Genomic DNA, 18,250 nt, shown 5'->3' on the forward strand with positions numbered 1-18,250 from the left:
TTACATGATACCAGATTATTTAATCATTTGTTCATATTTCATTTTTTCTACCCACACTTTTTGGAAGAGAACCAAAATTTTGTTACAGTTGATTTTATAAAAATTAAATGAATTTAAGATAAAAAAATATAAAGGAATATTAAGTTTATTTTAACAACAAATTTGTTTTTTAATATTCATTATTTATTACTTTCTTGAGAAAGTTCGAAATCTACCCCCATAATAAATCAAAAGCGGACAAGTGTCCGCCTTTTGGTTGTATTAATCATGTCATTTTTTCTTTTGAAAAGAAGCAAAAGCCTCTTTCCAGACGTCATGTTCTTTAGGCTCAAAAATTTGAAAGTCGAAAGATCTTTTTATTAAGTCCCTTGCTTCTTCAAAGTTTTTAACAAATTGTAAAGCGTATAACTGGGAAACTAAGTTTCCTACTGCGGTCCCTTCGATGGGACCAGTTAAAACAGTGAGTCCTGTTGCATCCGCGATAAATTGACAAAGTAATTTATTCCTGGTACCTCCACCTACCGCATGAACCCTTTTAAAATCAATATTCAAAATCTTTGAAAGTTTTTCTTTAACTTCGTTTACTTTGAAGGCAATCCCTTCCAATGCCGTTCTTATAACTTGAGATGTTTCATTTAGAACAGTATCGTTATCTTTTATAGACTGCTGAATTATTGCCTGTATCATGTCTTGAGGGTTTTGTAAAGAAGGATCGTCTACGTTGATATAAGAAGAAAATGGTTTTGCATTCTGTGCCATATCTGTAATTTTTTGATAAGTATCGCTGTTATCCGGCAAGTTAAGACTTTTTATAATACCCTGAATTAACCACATGCCTGTAACGTTTGCCAATATTCTAAAGGATCCATCCAAACAACCCTCTGCGGCTAAATTGTTTTCCATGAGTTCTTCGTTGAAGGGGACCTCTTTAACAATAGCACCAGTCAAGCACCATGTTCCTAAGCTAATGAACAAGGTGTCTGAGGGATCTGAAGCAATTGCAGCATAGGCAGATCCAGTATCATGACTGGCTGGCAGAATAACATCTATGTTTGAATTATTATTTAAAACATCTTTTTTTATTTTACCAATTTTCGTACCAGCAGGGACGATTTCAGGTAATATATCAGGAATGTCAAACTTTTTCATGATTTCTTCGTTCCACTTTCTTTTTCTATGGTTATAAATTTGAGTAGTTGTAGCCATTGTGAAATCAATAGCTTTTTCACCTGTTAAAAAATAATTTAATAACGAAGGGATCATCAACAGGTCTTTTGAAATTTTGACAAAATCTGGAGCATATTTTTGGTAGGCTAATATTTGGTACAATGTATTGAACGGTTGAAACTGTGTTGGAGAGTGTTCATATATCCATTTCTTGCCAGCTTTTTCTATTGCCTCTTGCATTATGTTCGTTTTAAACATATTTCTATAATGAATTGGATTGTTTATTAAATAACCATTTTCGTTTAAAAGTCCGAAGTCCACTCCCCAACTGTCTATTCCTAAGGATAGTATCTTTTGATCATTTTTTTGAGCTATTTGAAAGCTCTCAATTATATGATCATATAGATTCAAAATGTTCCAATAAGATATTCCATTTATTTCAACTGGGGAGTTTGGAAAACGACTCACTTCACTCAATATAAGTTTGTCATTCTGTATGTTACCTGCCATTACTTTTCCACCTGACGCTCCGAGATCGATAGCTAAGTGTAGATATTTCAAGATTATCACCTTTTCTTTGAAATGTTTTAGAATAACTTTCCTGGGTTCATGATGTTATTAGGGTCAAATGCTTCTTTTACCTCTTGCATCCATTTGTACTGTTTTGGTTTTGTCTTTTTTAATAGCTCTTTTTTTATGAACCCTACTCCATGTTCCCCACTTATGGCTCCACCCATTTGGGCGGCTTTCATCGCTATTTTTCCAAGGATCTCTTCCGATAAGGTTTTCCATTCATTCGGTGGGAGGTTTTTGGGTTTTAATGGTGCAGGATGGAGGTTACCATCAGCTGCATGCCCTGCAACCGGGATATCTATTTTGAACTCGTTGGATACTTCATTAATGTATTTCATCATTTCAGGTATCTTAGATGTTGGTACTACCACATCTCCAGTTGGTACATATGGATCTACAGCTTTTAAGCTTTCCAGCCAGTTTCTTCTCATGCGCCATATCTTTTCAGAGTTACTTCTGTTATCTGCTATGAATACATCTTTTGCTCCGTTTTTTTGTAAGGCCTTTCCACCTTTTTCATACAATTCTTCAATCTCTTGTAAGCTTGTTGCCTCGTATTGAACTATGAGATAAGATTCTACCTCGTCCTGGTATGGTAATTTCATTCCCGTGTATTTTGAAGCATAGTAAATGGATTTCTTGTCTATAAATTCTATTCCTGAGGGTAAACTCTTTGTCTCGACCATTAATGGTGCGACATTGCTTATAGCCTTTTCTACACTTTCAAAGGGAACCAGCAGGTCAACGACTTTTCCTGGTTGAGGTATGAGATTTACGTATATCTTTGTGAATATTCCGAGCGTTCCTTCTGAGCCAATGAAAAGTTGTAATAGGTTGTAACCACTTGAATCCTTTCTTCTTTTTCCTCCATATTCTACTATCTCGCCGTCAGGCATCACTACCTCTAATCCCAATATATGATGAGCTGTGTTCCCATATTTTATTACCTTACTTCCACCTGCATTGGTAGCAACGTTACCTCCAATGAAACTTGTTTCTACACTCATAGGATATCCTGCATAGTATAATCCCTTTTCTGATACAATTCTACATAGATCGTTAGTGACCACACCTGGTTCAACCACAGCAACTAAGTTTTCTGAATCTATTTCTATTATTCTATTCATTCTCTCAAGGGATATTACTATACCCCCAAATATTGGTATATCCGCACCAGCCAATCCACTGCCAGCTCCTCTTGGCGTTATGGGAATCACTTCGTCGTTTGCCAGTTTTATTATTTGGGATATTTGCTCTTTGGTTTCTGGTTTTACTACAACCTCTGGCATGTGTGCGTAATACTCTCCACCTGATTCATCGTTTGAATAACTTTTTAGACTTTCTGTATCATCGTATATCAATAGTGCATCGTTTTTTAATATTTTTCTCAACTTTTCAACGGTATTGGTAGTTACCTTTCTGTATTCAATCATTTTGATCACCTGATTTTATTTCTTTTTCTAACAACGGCAGTATATCCAAAGCATCACATACTATTCCAAGATCAGATACCTTGAAAATCGGTGCCTCTGGATCTTTGTTTATCGCTATAATATATTTAGATGACGACATTCCAGCTATGTGTTGCACCGCACCGGATATTCCTATTGCTATGTACAGTTTTGGGCTAACAGTTTTTCCGGAAAGTCCCACTTGGTGAGAGTAGTCTATCCATCCCATATCTACTACCGCCCTTGTCGCCCCAACTGCACCTTTTAATTTTTTTGATAGATTTTGTACGTATTTGAAGTTCTCTGGTTTTTTTAAACCTTTACCTCCTGCAACGATTACATCGGCTTGTTGAAGTGGTTGTACGCTGGTTTCGTCTTTTTTAAATTCTATCCATCTATATTTTGATTGATAGAGTTCTTCATCGTACTCTATTTTTGTTATTTTCCCTTTCCTGTTTTCGTCTTTAGCTAAAGGCAGTTTTGATTTAGGTCTTACCGTAGCCATCTGTGGTTTTGTTATAGTTTTTATCTTTGCCATCACGTTTCCGCCTATAGCAGGCCTTATCTGTATCAGTGATCTTGTTTTTTCTTCTATTTCAAAATCTGTACAATCTGCTGTTAGACCTGTATTTAACTTTGCCGCAAGAGCGGGCATGAGAGTTCTTCCCCTTGTAGTTGCAGATGCAAGTATTATTTCAGGTCTGAAATCTTCTACCATTTTTTTAAGTATATTTGTGTGTACATCTGGATAGAAATGTTCTAGTTTTTCATTTTCAACATAGTACACGTTGTCAGCCCCATGGTGAATAAGGCTATCCAAATTTTCCACTTTGTTTGATATTACTACACTTGATAGTTCAACGTTCAATTTTGTGGCTAAGTCCTTTCCCCATGCTAGTAATTCGTACGATACTGTTTCTATTTTTCCTTCACGTACCTCCGCTATCGTCCATACGCCTTTGTATTCTTGATTCATGATATCACGCCTTTTTCTTTTAGAAAGTTTGTTATTTTTTCTAGAGCTTCTTGTGGAGTTTTTACCACTACTTTTTCTCCATTTCTTGATATCTTTGGATAGAATACCTTTACAACCCTTGTTGGAGATCCTTTAAGTCCTAACTTTTCTTCCTCTATTTTTAACTCTTGGTTGCTCACTATTTTTATAATACTCTTCTTAGCTTTTAGTTTGTTTTCTAAATTCGGTAATCTCGGTTCGTTTATCTCTTTCACAACCGTTATTAAAGCCGGTAACTGAGTTTGGATGATTTCGTTTCCACCTTCTACAGCCCTTTGAACGGTTATCGTATCGTTTGTAATGTTAATTATCTTGTTGACATAGGTTAGTATAGGGATATCTAACTGTGTTCCAACGGATGGTCCTACTTGACCTGTTTCCCCGTCTGTTGCTCTTTCACCGGCGAATATTATGTCGTATTGCTTGTCTTTTAAATATTGAGTCAACGTATAAGCGGTTGCTAAGGTGTCTGCTCCAGCAAACTTTCTATCGGTTAACAATACTCCTTCATCACTTCCCATGGATATTGCTTCTTTTAGTGCGTATTCTGCCGAAGGAGGCCCCATCGTCACAACCGTTATCTTAGTTTGTGGTGTATTTTCTTTAATTCTTACCGCTTCTTCGACTGCGTACATGTCCAATGGGTTGAGTTCGGATTCTAATTCACTTCTTATCATTGTTCCAGTTTCCTCATCTATCTGCACCTTGTCGGTGGAAGGTACTTGTTTGACTAATACGCATATTTCCATTAAAGATGGCTCCTTTTCAATTTTTTATCTTTCCAACAACGTAGGGCCCTTGAGGAATTATCGCTATCTTAGCGTTGGGTCCCTTTAATTTTAAAGCGTTTTTTAATCCTTCTTCTAAACTTTTGATTTTAGTTGAAAAAGTATACTTGTACTCTTCCTCATCCAACGATGACAACATGAAAATGTTTTTCGTTTTCTCTAATACTTGAGTTAACTTTTGTACCTCCCATTGATCACTTTTGAAAGTTTCAGGGGAATCATGGCTTTTTAAAAATTCTTTTATTCCTTTTTCTTTTACTTCTAATAGCAATTCTTTAAACTCTTTTTTCCCAATGCCTTTTTCACATTTAGAAGCCATTATTATAACTCCATCAGGTTTTAGAATCTCTGAAGCTTCTACCAAGCCTTTAACGGTTTGATAAAAGTTTTGGTCTAAAGGGTATCCCCCATTTGAGGTTATAACTATATCCACAGGTTCTTTGATTTTTACTATTGAAGTATATGCTACCATTCTACAACCTACTTCGTGAGCTTGAAAAATATCACCTGCATAAATCCCATCAACTTCTTTTTTCTCGTTTAAAGAAACGTTTACTATGAAATCACACCCAGCCATCGAAGCTACTTCTCTAGCCATCTTATCGACAGGATTGTTTTCTAACTGACAACTTTTTGAATTTGGATCTCCCATCGCCTTAACACCATGAAATACCTTCAAAGTTTCGATGCCAACTATTCCTGGGCAGATTGATTTTCTTCCTCCTGAATATCCTGCCATAAAATGGGGCTCTATTAAACCTGTACAGATTTTTAAGTCCGCTTCTAAATATTTTTTATTCACAATGGCAGGACAACCAGAAGAAGTTTCTCCAATCTTCTTCAATTGACTATCATCGTAAGCGTCGTGATTAATTATTTTTATATTTTCATCCAAAACTTCTTTACCAACTAATTTTTCAAACATACTCTCTGGAACAGGTTCATGGGAACCATTTGCAATTAAAATTGTTATATTTTCCTTTTTAATGCCAGCAAACCTCAAATCATAGATTATATAGGGCAAAATAAGAGAATTTGGAACAGGTCTTGTGGTGTCAGAAATAACTATACAGCAGTCCTTTTTTCTTTTAGCTATGGTTGTAAGAGAAGGGGTACCAAAAGGAAGACCTAACGATTTTATCATCTCGATGTCAAAGAGATCTCCTAAGCCTCTAAATTCCCGCTTTTTTAACAAAGAAACATTTAAGTTTTTATCTAAATCTAAGATCTTTTCTTCTTTACCGTATGGAATTTTAACTTTCATTTTTTCACACCTTCAAAGTTATTTCTTAATTTTGTGTCTTCCATATCTTTAGTCATTTTTTCTCTAAATTCATCTGCTACCTTTTCAGGCACGTAAAACTGATTTAGAATAGAATCAAATTTTTTATTATGTAGGAAAAATAGACTCAATTAGATCGCGAATCATTTAGTCTTTCAAACGTTTCATTAAATCTTTTGTTTGTTGATAGATTTTCTTGTATATTTCGAAATATGAACTATATTTTTTTGTGTTTTCAGAAATAGGGGAATAATTATCGTAACGAATTATTAATTTTTCTGCTTCATCTACGTTGGAAAAATAGTTTATTCCTAGTGCTGAAAGTATTAGATTACCAATTGCTCCGGTGTCTGATGTTTTCAATGTTCCAATTTTTTTGCCAAGTATATCTGATAGAATTTGGTTCCATACTCTGCTTTTACTTCCTCCACCCATAACAGTTACATCACTTGTATCAACTCCAAGCTCTCGAATAATATCCATGGATTCCTTTATCGAATAAGAGACTCCTTCCATAATGGCTCTAATCATATGGGCTTTATTGTGTTTCATTTTCAAGCCAAAAAAAACTCCTTTTGCATCTGGGTCCCAATGAGGTGTTCTTTCTCCCATGAGATATGGCAGAAAAATTAGGCCTTCAGAACCAGGAGAAATATTTTGAGCCAATTCGGAATATATTCTAAAAATTTCTTCAGAATTTTCTCGTTCAATTGCATTTCTAAACCATGTGAGGCTTGAAGCAGCAGTTTGTGTTATTCCAAGTATATCCCAATATCCTTCCAAAGGATAACTCCAACAAGTAACTCTTTTTTTTTCATCGCGAATCGGTTTCGTGGTTAACCCCGCAACGACTCCAGCTGTTCCAAGAATACAGGAAACTCTTCCTTCTTTAAACAATCCAGCACCAATTTCTGAAACTGAATGATCTGAGCCACCGTTTATGACTGGAACTCCTGGAGGTAGATTAAATAGGCTCGAAGCCTCTTTTGTTAAATTTCCTATTATAGCGGTTGATGGTTGTACACATGGGAAAAGGTTCATTGGAAGATCAACTAACTCAAAAGCCTCTGAAGACCATCTATTTTTTATAATATCAAACACGCCAGTTCCCGAAGCGTCTGAAGGATCAGTCACCATCTTTTTTGTTAGCAAATATTTTATATAGTCCTTGGCTAATAGTATGTGTCGAGTTTTTTTAAACATCTCCTTTTTGTTTTTGCGTACCCAGCATAATTGAGGAACTGTGTAGGTTGCTGTAGGATTAATCCAAGTATATTTAAATAATTTGTCATTAATCCCCTCTGATTCCCATTTCTTTATAATTGTAGAACTCCTTTGATCTAACCACGTGATAGCATTTCCCAAAAGATTACCACCTGAATCCAGATAAACATGAGTATGCATTTGGCCGCATAATGAAATTGCTTGTATCCGGTTATTGAGATTAGGAATCTTATCTGATAATTCGATTGAACACTCATTTATACTTTTTACCCATAAATTTGGATCTTGCTCAGCCTGATTAGGCTCCATATTTATTATAGGATAGCTTCTGTAGGCTTGATTTTCAATATTCCCTTCAAAGTTTACAACAGAAACTTTCACTCCCATGGTGCCGAGGTCAATTGATAATACAGCTTCTTTCAATTTATATCACTCCCTCAAACCAAAATTATATTTAACTCTTTTACGTTATGTAAATTAAATTATAATTTTTGTTATAAATTTATTTTATTAAAAACATATTTTTCTATTTGAGATATAATATTAATTTAATTATTTCAAATAAAAAGCAAAATCTGTTAAATCTTTCATTTATTTCAATTTTTAAGAAGTAGTTTAAACAAATTTATGAACAAATTAAGTTCAATTATATCATTAACTATTAATCTTTTTTATTTAACTTTAAGTTGAAATTTTTGAAGGATCAATGTGGAAATTAAAATAATTCCCCAAAAAATAGTGGTTAAATGAGAGCTAAATCCAAGGAGGTTAAATCCACTTGCTATAAATTGCAATATGAGGAGAGATAGAAACAAGCCCAATATTTTACCAAAACCTCCTTTTGGATCGAAACCTCCCAAAACAGATGCAAGTACTGTTAATAAAAGATAAGACTCTGCATAACCTGCGCGCGCAGAATTGAATCTAGATATCATTATTAAAGCAGCGAGTCCACTTAGGAAACCTGAGATAATATAAGTTTTTACAATTACTTTTTTTGTATTTATACCTGAAAAAAGTGTGGCCTTTTCATTAGACCCGATAAAATAATTGCTATACCCAGAAGGAACTTTTCTTAACCAAAAGTCAACTAAAATTAAAGCGCCAATAAAAATAATGAAAGGAAAGGGAATTCCGAATAAGACCCCATTACCTACAAAAAACATTTTTTTAGGCAATCCTGATATTACATATCCTCTTGTATAAAGAGTGGAAATGCCATTCAATAAAGTCATGGTACCAAGAGTTGCTAATATAGGTGATACTTTTATATATGCAATTATTACTCCATTCAGAAAGCCCACTAAAGATGAAGCTCCTAAGCCTATAACTATTGAATAAAGGAGAAAGACAAAAGTAATATCTCCTTCTACTGTCATCATTGACTTCATTAAAGTCGCCATAATTATTCCTGAGAAATTGGCATTAGCTATTATTGACAAATTAATTCCTCCACTAAGCATTGTAATTGCCATAGCAAGGGATAATAAACCTAATTCTGGAAGCTGAAAAGCTATAGAGGCTAAATTTGATAATGTAAAAAATTGTCCTGGAAGTAAAAAAGAAAACAAAACAAGTATAGTCGCAAATAGTATACTTAGTACAGAGAGATTTGGATACTTTTTATAAATTTTTTTCAACTTAAAAAATTTATTAGTCGACATCAATTTCTGCCCCCTTTTTAGTATTTCGTATGCTATTATATGCAGTTATACTAACAGAAATTACTATTATTGCCCCTAAAATCACTTGATACCAATAGGAGGAGATACCTAGAAGAACAATAGCATTTGAAATCAATGCAATTAATAAAACACCTAAAAAAGTTCCTAAGGCAGAACCTTCTCCTCCTGTAATGCTGGCTCCCCCAAGAACAACCGCAGCTATAACATCCAGTTCCTTACCTATGAAAGCGTTTGGTGCTACAGTTGGAATAATTAATATTTGAGATACCGAGGCTATTCCAGCTAAAAAACCCATTAAACCATAAATAAAGATAGTAATATTAAATAAGTTGAAACCTAATCTTCTTAATGATTCTTCGCTTCCTCCAATGGCATATATTATTCTACCAATGGTGGAATACTTTAACAGTAATCCAATTATTACAAAAGCTAAAATAAATAAGAGCACTGGGAGCGAGATTGAAAAAATATATTCTCCATTTCTCTCAAACACGAAGATATCATGGGGTTTAAGCCACCAATCAGGAAAATTATATAGCCACTTCCCTTTAGAAAAATACCTAATAACTCCACTATATATATTTAGGGTAGCAATTGTAACAACAAGAGGATGAACTTTTATAAAGTATATTAGAAGGGCATTAAAAACCCCTAGAATTGTTCCTATTGTGGCACCTATCAGAAAAGAAATAATAGGATTCCCGCCATGGTTTATTATGAATAGAGCTGTTATATATTGAGCGACAGTAGCAACAGCAGTAAAAGATAAATCTATCCCCCCGGAAATAATAACAAGAAGCATTCCTGCAGCCGTTATTCCTAGAAAAGAGTAACTAGTAAGTAATTGAGTGATATTTCCCGGTGTCAAAAAACTTTCGGTATTGATAATTAGAAAAGTAATTAACGTCAAAATTACTAAACTTAAATAAAATTCGTTCTTTTTTAGAATTCTTTTCATCTTAAACATTTATTTCACCACCAACGATTATTTGTGATAATTCTTCTTCTGTTGTTTCATCTGGATACAGTTCTCTTAAGATTTTACCTTTTTTCATTACGATAATTCTGTCACAATTATTATATATTTCTGGAACTTCATCTGAAATAAAGATAATCCCCAGATTATTTGAAGCTAACTCCCTTATAATCTTATATATACTATACTTGGCAGCAATATCAATTCCAATTGTCGGGCAATCGAGAATAAGTACTTTTGGATTTGTGGCTAACCATTTTGCAATAACTACTTTCTGCTGATTTCCACCTGAAAGAGTTTTTGCCGGATAATTAGGATTTTCGGTTTTGATTTTCATTTTTTTTATCCATTCCGTAACAATGTTTTCTTTCAACCATTTTTTGATTATACCAATTTTATTAACAATTTTGTCGAAAATGGTTATAATTATATTATCTCCAATAGGTTGTTCAAGAATTATTCCTTCGCCAATTCTGTCTTCAGGGACTAAAGAGATTCCAGCTTTAATTGCTTCCTGATTAGATCGAAAATTTACTTTTTCCCCTTGGAAAATTATTTCTCCTGAATCTGGTGTGTTCATGCCAAATATTGATAGTGCAACTTCAGTTCTTCCTGATCCAATGACTCCAGTAATTCCGAGGATCTCTCCCTCATAAAGTTCAAAATTAATATCTTTATAATTTTTTCTTTTAGTCAAGTTTTTAACTTCAAGAAGTTTGTTACTTTTCTCTCTTTTTGAACTTTTATTTGAGATATCAAATTTTTTGCCAGTCATAAGATAAATCATCTTGTTGTCATCAATTTCAGATATTTCATAAGTTCCAATTTTTTCTCCGTCTCTTAAGATGGTTACTCTTTCTGAAATTTTTCTGATTTCATCTAATTTATGACTTACAAATAATATCGTAAAACCTTTTTTCTTTAATCTTATAATTAGATTCAAAAGCCTATCAATTTCATGTTTAGAGAGGGATGCAGTAGGTTCATCCATAATTATTATTTCAGCTCCAGATTCGATAGCTCGCATTATTGCTACTACTTGCTTTTGTGAGATAGGTAAATCTCTAACTAATTTATCGGGATCGATATTGACATCTAATATATGCATAGATTCAAAAGATTGTTCTTTCATCTTCTTATAATTAACGATGTTTATTTTTTTTTCTTGATATTGAGTTATAAAAATATTTTCTGCAACTGAAAGATTTGGAAATAGTGACAAATCTTGATAAATCACTTGTATTCCTTTTTCTATAGCCTCTTGTGGAGTTAGAGATTGAAAAGTTTTGTCTTTTATTGTAATTGTTCCACTATCGGGTTGAACTACACCAGAGATAATTTTTATAAGAGTGCTCTTGCCCGAACCATTTTCACCAACTAGACAATGGATTTCATTCTTGTGTAATGAAAAGTCTATATTTTTAAGAGCTTGTACACCATCGTAGTTCTTGCTTACATTAGTTATTTTAAGTACATCTTCTTGCACAAAAAACACCTCCAATCGTACTTGTTTTCTTTTTTTTTTGTATTTTTGGTACAAAAAACAACTTACTTCTTACTTTGTTTGTAAGGTTCAACAAATTTTTACGTGGAAAAGTTAAAAGTTAAAGCTTCAGTTTTTATTATCATTTTATAAAATTTTTGAAGGCTCTTAGCTTCTATTATATGTTTCCACTGTTGTTGCATTTTTAAGACCTCCCAAGGTAATCTTATAAAGGTATCAAAGAGGGGATCTTTGATACCAGCTATCTTGTTGTTGATTCTTACCCCATTATCTTTAATTCTTTCTTCAACAACAAGAAGAGTCACGGTAAATTCAAAGATTACAAAGAGGACTGACGTTTTACTATCTTTTCCTTAAACGATTATGTACGAAGCAGCTTCTTCCTAGCTTTTTTCTTTAGAAGATTTAAAAACTTTTCAACGCTTTCCAAATGGATGGTGTAAACTTATACAAGTTGATTTTCACTCATGACGGGCATATACAAAAGCTGAAAGGATGGCCCTTTCAGCTTTAAATTAAATGGGTTAACTTTAGAAACCAAAATCTAAAGCGTTGTCAGCAGTAAATTCAAGTATTTTGTTAAAATTAATAACTTTCAAATCTTCATCAATTTGTGCAGATCCTAGTCCAGGTATTGTCATCCCTTCGTAAACAGGGAAACCACTCACCAAATATTTTGCTAGGTATACCAAAGCATAACCAGCATCCGCTGGATCCCACATGAAACCCATATCTATGTATCCTTCTCTTAAATATGGGTATGCATGCTCTGGTAAGACAGTTCCAACAACCGCCACACGGTCAGGATCCACTTTCATTCCTCTCAAAGCCTGAGCTGCACCAATAGGGCCGAGGCTTCCAAATCCTACAATGCCCTCCAAATCCGGATATCTTCTCAACAATTCCTCTGTCCTCTGTTTTGAAAGGTTGGCATCTTCTCCACAAGGGATCCTTTCAGTTACAAGTTCCATATTTGGATATTCTTCTCTTATCATTTCAAGACCTACGTCCGCCCAAAGGTTATGTTGTGGAACGGTAAGGCTACCAACATAAACAGCAAATTTTCCGTCGCCTCCCATTAATTCAGCTAATTTTTCAAAATTACGTTTAGCAAATTCAACGTTATCAATAGTCTCAATATCCCAGTCAGCAATCTGTTGAAGCGAAGATTCATGGGATAGCGTAACTATTCCTTTATCTCTAGCCTTTTGCAAGACAGGAGCCATAGCAGCCGCGTCATTTGGAACCACACAAATGGCGTCTACTCCTTTAGCAATAAGATCTTCGACAATCCTAACCTGCTGGGCAGGATCTGCTTCAGTTGGTCCAACTTGATAGGCATTAACATTTAATTCCTCAGCAGCCCTTTTTACACCTTCTTCTAGTCTATTGAACCACGGAATGCCAGTAATTTTAACTACTACAGCTATTTCCATTGCTTCGGCAAGTACCATCGTAGAAAAAATCACGACCAACAAAGTAGCAACCCACAGTTTAATTTTCATATTCATCCCTCCTCGTATAATATGTATACTATCTTTAGAAACTCTAAAACACTCATTACATCATGGTTTTAAAAAACAATTTTTTCAACACACCTCCCCTCTCCTTATGTGCGTTTATTTAGTATTTGGAACTCTTTTTTATCAAATCTCTGAAAAGCAAGACATTTTATCGTATTCTCTAACCCTCATAAAAACCACCTCCCATTTTCAAAATTTTTCTATTTCTAAAGTGTATATAATATGCATTAGTGACTTTAGAAAATCTAAAACATACAGTGTTGCCAACTTTTAATACCTTCAATATTGTATATTTACCTCCTCACCATCTTTCAATACTCATAACATTCCTTTATGTATTTTGCCGTATTTTCAGGTAATCCTTTTTCTTTTCTCATCTATTTTAAGATTCCCCTTACATCCGTTTCGTATGCTTCTTTTAAAGTTTCTTCTGTTTCTATAACGTCATGGCTTTCTTGAGCTTGCTTCAATTTTTCATAATCTACTAGTAAAGAATATGCATAGGAGATTTGTAGATTATTTAAAAGCTGTACTAGCAACATTCCTACCTTCACCAGGAATATGAAAAGCATGAAATCTTGTTCCAGATTTTCCAAACCCCCATGAGGGGACTTCTACTTTAAAATCTTTTATTTTTTCTTTTATCTCAGTTAAATCCATCATTGCTCCTCCTTGTTTCTTCTGAAAAACTCTTTGAATGCAACTATTTTTTCTTCTGGTATTTCATTCACATTAGAATAGAGTTTAGAAATGAATGAAACTTGAGCAAGGAATTCTAAAGTTTCCAGTTTTACATAGGCTTCATTCATGTCTTTTCCCGCAACGGTAACACCATGGTTTTGAAGGACAAATACACGAGACCCTTTTTCTAAACCTTCGTTAAAGGCATCTGCAAATTCCTGGGTTCCCGGCATTTGATATGGTATATAGGTTATTGGATCCAATACTAAAGAAGATTCTGGAAGAGCGTTTATAGGTAATTTTTCAAAGGTAATTGCAAAAGAGGTAGCATATATTGGGTGAGCATGAATAACTGCGCTTACATCATTTGCTTTTTCGTATATTTTTATATGCATTTTTCTTTCTGAAGAAGGTTCTTTGAGTCCGGCGATTTTATTCCCGTTTTTATCTATGGTGATGATGTCTTTCTCTGTTAAAAAGTGTTTTATAGTTGATGTTGGAGTGATATATATTTTCTCTCCATCTTTTATACTCATATTTCCGCCTGTTCCATCCGTTAGTTTTCTATCCCAAACTAATTTTGCAAATTCTGCAACTTCTTTTTTTAATTGCTCTTCTAACATTTTGTAGCCTCCTGTTTTTTTTTATTTTTAGAATTGATATTTCTAAATTTAGTATTATATTTTTGTAAAATATGATCACACAATGATAATATTGTGATATAATTTCAACATAGTATATCAATAATTTTACTAAACACAAAACTAACATAATCAAAGATTTTTTGAGTTATTTGCAAATAATTCGTTATAATCGACCGTAATCTGATTTCTTGCATGATTTTGAACTTTTTAATTTTTCTTTAAAAATATTTATATAAAACATCGATGGAGAGTGATTTTAGTGACAAAAGTTATGAGGCAGGATAAAATTTTAGAAATTTTAGAAAGAGAAAAATCTGTTAATATAGAAGATTTGGCTCGAGAGTTGGATGTATCTATGGTAACTTTAAGAAGAGATATTTCAGAACTTTATAAAAAAGGACTAATTGAGAAATTCTACGGAGGCATAAGAAGCAGGAGAAATAGTTTATCCGAAGCCCGATTTTTTGAAAGAATGAAGCTCAATCAGGATAAAAAAGAAAAAATCGCTGAGTTAGCCTTAAAATTTATAACTCGAGAGTCAACGTTGTTTTTAGATGCAAGTAGTACTTGCTATATTTTAGCTCAGAAGATAGCTCAAAAAAAAGAGTTTTTAAACATTGTAACTCATAATCTCTACACCGCGTTGGCACTCTGTGAAAATCCTACTCACAACGTTGTAGTTGCAGGTGGAACATTAAATAACAAAAATGGTGTAACTACTGGTGTTATCCCCGAGAATACGATGAAAGAAATCCGTGTAGAAAAAGCCTTTTTTTCTTGTAGTGCATTTTCTTTTGAAGAAGGCGCATTTGAGCATTTTCCACAAAGTGCAAGTATCAAAAAGATAGTTGGAGAAAATTGTAATGAAATATATATGCTTGTTGACAGTTCTAAGTTTGGTAAAAAATCAATAATGAAAACATTTGAAATAGAAGAAATAGATAAATTTATCACTGACACTTATAACGAGGATTTATACAAAATTTTTGCAGATAAGTTTGTTTATTAAATAAAGGGGGGCATTAGCCCCCTTAAAATAAACCATTATTTGCTGTAGTGCTTCCTCATTTCTTCATTACCTGGCAATGCAAGGATTTCATCGATAACTTTTATTACCTGGTTGTAAGATTTTGTACGTGGATCTCTGATCAAAAATTCTTCGAGTACTTTTTTATCTCCAGTTAGAAATGCTTCTAATGCCCATTCCATTCTCATGATTCTTGGGTAGAGGTACATCTTTTTAATTCTTTCTGGAAGTGGTGGATCTATTTTATAACGATGGATTCCATCTTTGTCTGCATACACAGGAATCTCCACGGCTACATCGTCTGGTATGCCAGGTATAGTACCGTTATTTGGTAAATTGAGAACAAGGTCTACTTTTTCATCGTTTAATAAGGCATTTGCTAACAATATATGTTGTTCACCGCTTTTCTTTTGAGGATCTAACAAGTTGTATATTTCTTTTGTGAATTCTTCTTTTACATCGTTTTTGGTTTGAGAGATAATCTCGTTGAGTGAATCTTTTGAAAGTAATTTGGCGTTTTTATTCTCTTGAAAATATTTGGCAACTTTTTGCATTGCTAATGCAATCTCTGCTTGTCTGTCTTGATACCATTTCCATCCTAACTCTGAATCAACGCCTCCCCATGGCTCACCAAACCACTTTTTCTTTGTTTCAAGGTTGTAATGGTATTTCCAACTTCCGTTCCTGACTGTGTCTCCAATGGGCATTTTTCCATAGAATTCATACATATCTTTTGCAACCGGAGAGAGTTGATCGTCGAATGGATTCGTGGGTTTGAAGTTTTTAACCTCTTTTTCTAATAATTCATCAATTAGTGGGTAGGCATCTTTTCCTTCATAAATGAATTTTGTTAACCAAATTCCATGGTTTACACCGGCTACTTGCCATTCAACTTTTTCTGCATCTAAGCCTAATTTTTCTATTATATGGTCTACTCCATGATGGCCATGACATATTCCAACCATGTTTATTGGAACCGTTCTTGTTATTAAATTAGTTAATTCAAAGACAGGGTTTGCCGCCTGCAAAAGCCATGCCTTAGGAGATATCCTTTCAATAGCTTTTGCAACATCGTGCATGAACTTTAATTGGTTGAAATTGCTTATTGTGTAATAATCTGAAACCATGTTGAATTCTTGTGAGTCTATTCCTCTGTAATACCCGTATTTTTCTGAAATTTTTCTTACTTGTTCGAAGTAACTGTGTCCTCCGACAAGGGCTGTATTTACAACAAAATTTGAGTCTTTTATTGCATCTTCAACGTTTGTTGTAGTTTCAAATCTCAAATCTGCACCAAACTCTTCTGCGAATTTTTTAGCAAGCATATGTACTGCGTTCAATCTGTCTTTGTCTATATCCATTAAGGATACTAAACTTCCTGATAATCCCTTTGTTTTACAAAGGTCAGTAACCAATCTCAAAGAAAATGCTGCACTTCCTGCTCCAATGATTCCTACCTTGATAGCTGTCATTTACCTTTTTCCTCCTCTGTAAGTTCTTTGATTATGTGGATTTCCTTATCACCAATCTAGGTGGTAGAAAAATTTGATCCAAATTATAGTCGGTGTGTGAATTTGTTTTTTCAATTTTTTTGAGTAATATATCAACGCTTTTTCTACCGATTTCTCGGGTGGGCTGTGCGATGCTAGTTAACGGTGGATTTGTTAAATTACAAATTATGGTGTTATCAAAACCTACTACCGCTACATCGTCTGGAACTTTCATTTTATTTTTTATCAAAATATTGATCACTTTTGTTGCTATAATATCGTTTATAGTGTAGACTGCTGTTATATTATTATCTATAATTTTTGTTAATAACTTTTTTTCACTGCTTTTTGTGAAATCAGATATCTCCTCAGGAGCCACTAGATAATTGTCTTCGTTAAAATTCAAATTGTTAGTTATGATTTCTTCATAAAATCCCTTTAATTTTTTATCTTTTAAATATCCAATATATCCGATGTTTATGTGTCCTTTATTTATTAGATATTTAGCAACGATTTTTCCCGCCAAATAGTGATCAACCGTTACATAATCAAAACCGTCTAAATCTTGGGCACATATAACAGTAGGTAAGATTGATTTGATTTTAGTTATATGTTCAACATGAGACAGATCCGTTGGATTTATGATCAACCCGTCAACTCTTCTACTTAAAAGCATTTCTATTTGTTCTTTTTCTCTTTGAAGACTACCATAAGTGATTGACAGAACAATGTTATAATGATAGTAATTTGCTTCTTCTTCTAAGGATTCTAGTATTTCTGGGAAATAAGGGTTCGTTAATTCGGGTAGTACTATTCCAATAAGAAAGCTTTTATTTTTGACAAGGCTTCGTGCCATTCTATTGGGTTGATAATTGTATTTTCTAATGTATTCTAAAACTTTTCTTTTGATTTCAGGATTGACGTTAGGATTATTATTTATCACCCTTGAAACAGTTGATTGAGAAACTCCAGCCATTTTGGCAATTTCTTTCATTGTTTTCATAAAAATTTTCCCCATTTCCTTTGAAATCATGAATTCGATTTATCTAAGAAGTTCTCGAATTACTTTAAATACTTACTGAATACGTATTCTTATTTTATCAAAATTATACTATTTTATCAAATCCGATTAGAGATAACTAGATGCTATGGCTAACCGAATACTGTACCACCCTGCTAACCTAATTATGTACCATATAGAAAGAAGAAGTTCTTTTCTT

At 33.7% G+C, this 18,250-nt stretch carries 17 protein-coding genes; 1 reads left to right on the forward strand and 16 read right to left on the reverse strand.

The window, feature by feature from the left end; genetic code table 11:
* Positions 1-270 precede the first annotated feature (270 nt).
* From ACW9JY_RS09475 to ACW9JY_RS09540, 14 genes are all read right to left on the reverse strand, one after another.
* The gene (locus ACW9JY_RS09475) at positions 271-1,737 is read right to left on the reverse strand and encodes a rhamnulokinase (RefSeq protein ID WP_457284175.1); all 1,467 of its coding nucleotides are present in this window, start codon (positions 1,735-1,737) and stop codon (positions 271-273) included.
* 17 nt (positions 1,738-1,754) lie between these two features.
* The gene (locus ACW9JY_RS09480) at positions 1,755-3,173 is read right to left on the reverse strand and encodes an FAD-binding oxidoreductase (protein WP_457284176.1); all 1,419 of its coding nucleotides are present in this window, start codon (positions 3,171-3,173) and stop codon (positions 1,755-1,757) included.
* Positions 3,166-4,167, reverse strand: a complete 1,002-nt coding sequence (locus ACW9JY_RS09485; RefSeq protein WP_457284177.1) for an electron transfer flavoprotein subunit alpha/FixB family protein — start codon at positions 4,165-4,167, stop codon at positions 3,166-3,168. Before ACW9JY_RS09485 ends, ACW9JY_RS09480 begins: the two co-directional genes overlap by 8 nt.
* Positions 4,164-4,955, reverse strand: coding sequence for an electron transfer flavoprotein subunit beta/FixA family protein (locus tag ACW9JY_RS09490; protein WP_457284178.1), 792 nt, complete (start codon positions 4,953-4,955; stop codon positions 4,164-4,166). The genes ACW9JY_RS09485 and ACW9JY_RS09490 overlap by 4 nt, the downstream gene beginning before the upstream one ends.
* 16 nt (positions 4,956-4,971) lie before the next feature.
* A complete protein-coding gene (locus tag ACW9JY_RS09495) occupies positions 4,972-6,258 on the reverse strand; it encodes a nickel-dependent lactate racemase family protein (RefSeq protein ID WP_457284179.1) in 1,287 nt (428 codons plus the stop codon).
* Positions 6,259-6,423: 165 nt separating this feature from the next.
* Positions 6,424-7,923: a xylulokinase gene (gene xylB, locus ACW9JY_RS09500; RefSeq protein ID WP_457284180.1), complete on the reverse strand. Its 1,500-nt coding sequence runs from the start codon at positions 7,921-7,923 to the stop codon at positions 6,424-6,426.
* Between the two features lie 248 nt (positions 7,924-8,171).
* The gene (locus ACW9JY_RS09505) at positions 8,172-9,164 is read right to left on the reverse strand and encodes an ABC transporter permease (protein WP_457284181.1); all 993 of its coding nucleotides are present in this window, start codon (positions 9,162-9,164) and stop codon (positions 8,172-8,174) included.
* Positions 9,154-10,152: an ABC transporter permease gene (locus ACW9JY_RS09510; protein ID WP_457284182.1), complete on the reverse strand. Its 999-nt coding sequence runs from the start codon at positions 10,150-10,152 to the stop codon at positions 9,154-9,156. The genes ACW9JY_RS09505 and ACW9JY_RS09510 overlap by 11 nt, the downstream gene beginning before the upstream one ends.
* Positions 10,145-11,647 (reverse strand): sugar ABC transporter ATP-binding protein, encoded by a 1,503-nt coding sequence (locus ACW9JY_RS09515; RefSeq protein WP_457284183.1) that lies wholly within the window; start codon positions 11,645-11,647, stop codon positions 10,145-10,147. Before ACW9JY_RS09515 ends, ACW9JY_RS09510 begins: the two co-directional genes overlap by 8 nt.
* Before the next feature lie 98 nt (positions 11,648-11,745).
* The gene (locus tag ACW9JY_RS09520; protein WP_457284184.1) at positions 11,746-11,970 is read right to left on the reverse strand and encodes a hypothetical protein; all 225 of its coding nucleotides are present in this window, start codon (positions 11,968-11,970) and stop codon (positions 11,746-11,748) included.
* Between the two features lie 225 nt (positions 11,971-12,195).
* Positions 12,196-13,170 (reverse strand): substrate-binding domain-containing protein, encoded by a 975-nt coding sequence (locus ACW9JY_RS09525; protein ID WP_457284185.1) that lies wholly within the window; start codon positions 13,168-13,170, stop codon positions 12,196-12,198.
* 395 nt (positions 13,171-13,565) lie between these two features.
* A complete protein-coding gene (locus tag ACW9JY_RS09530) occupies positions 13,566-13,730 on the reverse strand; it encodes a hypothetical protein (protein WP_457284186.1) in 165 nt (54 codons plus the stop codon).
* Entirely contained in the window at positions 13,705-13,848 is a 144-nt protein-coding gene (locus ACW9JY_RS09535) for a hypothetical protein (RefSeq protein ID WP_457284187.1), read from the reverse strand. Before ACW9JY_RS09535 ends, ACW9JY_RS09530 begins: the two co-directional genes overlap by 26 nt.
* Positions 13,848-14,492 carry a class II aldolase/adducin family protein gene (locus ACW9JY_RS09540; RefSeq protein WP_457284188.1) on the reverse strand — a complete coding sequence of 215 codons (645 nt, stop codon included), beginning with the start codon at positions 14,490-14,492 and terminating at the stop codon, positions 13,848-13,850. The genes ACW9JY_RS09535 and ACW9JY_RS09540 overlap by 1 nt, the downstream gene beginning before the upstream one ends.
* A gap of 280 nt (positions 14,493-14,772) precedes the next feature.
* Between ACW9JY_RS09540 and ACW9JY_RS09545 the strand changes: the two genes are divergently transcribed.
* Entirely contained in the window at positions 14,773-15,522 is a 750-nt protein-coding gene (locus ACW9JY_RS09545; RefSeq protein WP_457284189.1) for a DeoR/GlpR family DNA-binding transcription regulator, read from the forward strand.
* A gap of 35 nt (positions 15,523-15,557) precedes the next feature.
* Here ACW9JY_RS09545 and aglA read toward each other — a convergent pair whose 3' ends face one another.
* Positions 15,558-17,012, reverse strand: a complete 1,455-nt coding sequence (gene aglA / locus ACW9JY_RS09550; RefSeq protein ID WP_457284190.1) for an alpha-glucosidase AglA — start codon at positions 17,010-17,012, stop codon at positions 15,558-15,560.
* 31 nt (positions 17,013-17,043) lie between these two features.
* Positions 17,044-18,033, reverse strand: coding sequence for a LacI family DNA-binding transcriptional regulator (locus tag ACW9JY_RS09555; protein ID WP_457284191.1), 990 nt, complete (start codon positions 18,031-18,033; stop codon positions 17,044-17,046).
* Positions 18,034-18,250 lie beyond the last annotated feature (217 nt).

Source organism: Petrotoga sp. DB-2, assembly GCF_054051725.1.

Excerpts from the sequence above, each read along its gene's own strand:
- ACW9JY_RS09505 (WP_457284181.1), bottom strand. The coding sequence starts at position 9,164 with ATGTCGACTAATAAATTTTTTAAGTTGAAAAAAATTTATAAAAAGTAT.
- ACW9JY_RS09530 (WP_457284186.1), bottom strand. The coding sequence starts at position 13,730 with ATGTTGCTAGTACAGCTTTTAAATAATCTACAAATCTCCTATGCATAT.
- ACW9JY_RS09495 (WP_457284179.1), bottom strand. The coding sequence starts at position 6,258 with ATGAAAGTTAAAATTCCATACGGTAAAGAAGAAAAGATCTTAGATTTA.
- ACW9JY_RS09525 (WP_457284185.1), bottom strand. The coding sequence starts at position 13,170 with ATGAAAATTAAACTGTGGGTTGCTACTTTGTTGGTCGTGATTTTTTCT.
- aglA (WP_457284190.1), bottom strand. The coding sequence starts at position 17,012 with ATGACAGCTATCAAGGTAGGAATCATTGGAGCAGGAAGTGCAGCATTT.
- ACW9JY_RS09540 (WP_457284188.1), bottom strand. The coding sequence starts at position 14,492 with ATGTTAGAAGAGCAATTAAAAAAAGAAGTTGCAGAATTTGCAAAATTA.
- ACW9JY_RS09535 (WP_457284187.1), bottom strand. The coding sequence starts at position 13,848 with ATGGATTTAACTGAGATAAAAGAAAAAATAAAAGATTTTAAAGTAGAA.
- ACW9JY_RS09555 (WP_457284191.1), bottom strand. The coding sequence starts at position 18,033 with ATGAAAACAATGAAAGAAATTGCCAAAATGGCTGGAGTTTCTCAATCA.
- ACW9JY_RS09485 (WP_457284177.1), bottom strand. The coding sequence starts at position 4,167 with ATGAATCAAGAATACAAAGGCGTATGGACGATAGCGGAGGTACGTGAA.
- ACW9JY_RS09490 (WP_457284178.1), bottom strand. The coding sequence starts at position 4,955 with ATGGAAATATGCGTATTAGTCAAACAAGTACCTTCCACCGACAAGGTG.
- ACW9JY_RS09510 (WP_457284182.1), bottom strand. The coding sequence starts at position 10,152 with ATGTTTAAGATGAAAAGAATTCTAAAAAAGAACGAATTTTATTTAAGT.
- ACW9JY_RS09480 (WP_457284176.1), bottom strand. The coding sequence starts at position 3,173 with ATGATTGAATACAGAAAGGTAACTACCAATACCGTTGAAAAGTTGAGA.